This is a genomic window from Moorena sp. SIO4E2 (assembly GCF_010671945.1).
Classification (GTDB): Bacteria; Cyanobacteriota; Cyanobacteriia; order Cyanobacteriales; family Coleofasciculaceae; genus Moorena; species Moorena producens.
On record NZ_JAAHIE010000975.1, the window covers coordinates 1 to 2,073 of the forward strand.

Here is a 2,073-nt window from a genome sequence, read left to right on the forward strand (position 1 = left end):
CTGCGATGGTTAGGGTACTTAAGGATTTAAAGCGATCGCTTGTTAGCAATGGTGCCATAGTTATGTCAATGATTCGTGGTGATCATGAGGGTTATAGTGCAGGACTTACGCATAACCACCACATATATGAGTATAAAATAACACTATACCTCTACTGATAGCGTATTTAGATGAATTTGCGTAATTCCTGTGTATATAACAATTCAATATGGTATATAACAATTGATGATCGATTTAAGGAAATTGTCACAATGAGGTATGTATTAAGAATATTGCTCGCTATTCTGATTATGAGTGCTCTGATACAGCAGCCGTCATATGCAAAGAGTAGTGACTTATACAAGTATCTATCCGTTCCAGGCGCCCGTGCCACGCTTCCTGTAGAAGCAGCCAAAGAGCCGTTTTCCAAGAAATTCGTGGATCATGCCCGTGAGAGGTTTAATAACTTCCACCTTCAGATGGGAGGAGACCACGCACTCTATTACCTGATGAACCTCCCCGAGTTCATGCCGACTGCAATGTCTATGCCAGCTGTGAAATTCAAGCGCTTGAAGCGGGATATTCAGGAAGATTTAGATAAAATAGAAGTAAAGACGGACAGTGAAGGAGTGCTCACACTCTCAGATTACTCAGTACACCCGACCTTTCGCCACCAGGGCATAATGATGGTTCACCAAGGCAAGGTCGTTTTTGAAGCCTTCCCAGGAATGACCAAAACCGATATGCATGTCTGGATGTCGTCGGCCAAGACGACTGTTGGACTGGTCTCAGCAATGTTGGCTGAGGAAGGCAAGATCGACGTCTCTCAACCAATCACCCAGTATGTCCCTGAACTGGCTGGCACTGCGTGGGATAGTTTGAGTGTCCTTAACGTGCTAAACCATACTACAGCGCTTGATTCGGAGGAGACCGGCGAATCGGTCCTCGACCCAAACTCAGTCATAGTCAGTTACTTCAGTGCCATCTTTGGGACGCCTAACTCTGGCGGTTGCCAAACAGAAGACACGGTTTCCGTGTTGCGAGCCTTTTGGCCGTTATACGAAGAGGAGCCGGGAGCAGTTTTTCGCTACTCCTCTCCAAACACCGATGTATTGACGATGATGATTGAGCATATAGAGGAGAAGCCGTGGGCTGCGGTATTTGAAGAGCGCGTATGGGGGAAACTCAACGCACGGATGCCAGCTATGTTCAACATGAGACCAGAAGGTGTTGCTTTGCCTCTGGGTCTGATGTCCACGACGCTGGAAGACATGGCTCGTTATGGTGTGTTGTTTACGCCGAGTTGGCAGGCGGTGGCGCAGGAGGATGTGGTGAGTGACGCCGTTCTGACACGTATACAGACAGGAGGAGACCCAGAAGCCTTTAAGGACAGCGCGAAGGATGAATCAGGCTTCAAGAGTTTTGGGGGCGAACGTGCCGAGTCCAACAGCTACCAGTGGGATTGGATTTTCGAGGACGGAGCTATGGCCAAAAGTGGCAATCTTAATCAACTAATCTATGTCGATCCAGAACGAGATTTTGTTGGGGTTGTCGTATCGACTACGCCCTACGTAGCACCTTATGGTGAGACAAAAGCACCTGCCTTTATGCGGGCTGCTGCCAAGTTTCTTCACGGAAAGTGACATTTGTTTTAGTAGAGCAATCTTACTTAACTGGAGTTTAGACTATTTCTTGATTTTCAAATAAATTTCCAAGATCAATTTGAGAAATGGAATAAATGTTCAGATTTTAGTCTAAACTCCAGGGTCAATGAACCACAGTAAAAAAATGATAACCTTGTAGGAACGTTGTATGCGACGTCCCTACTGTAGTCTACTAATAAGTAAGCATTCAGCTATTAGCGGTCAGCTTTCAGCAATAAAAACGAATGAAATTAAATCTGGTAAGTATAGAAACGGGTTTGTATTAGATACTTACCATGTAGATATTTGTGCTACATTTAAAGACAATAGTAATATGCTGGGGGGGCGACATGAGAGCTAAAAAGTAGACTGTATAAGCTTCATAGCTCTCATACCTCGTAAATAATTATCGAGCTTATGACGACTTAAACGCATCAAATTTTCAACTAAT

Annotated in this window: 1 protein-coding gene; it reads left to right on the plus strand. The window is 44.8% G+C overall.

Annotated elements, in window-relative coordinates; all coding sequences use genetic code 11:
* Nucleotides 1–251: 251 nt before the first annotated feature.
* Nucleotides 252–1,622, plus strand: a complete 1,371-nt coding sequence (locus tag F6K37_RS39625) for a serine hydrolase domain-containing protein (RefSeq protein WP_287256748.1) — start codon at nt 252–254, stop codon at nt 1,620–1,622.
* The last annotated feature ends 451 nt before the right edge of the window (nt 1,623–2,073 follow it).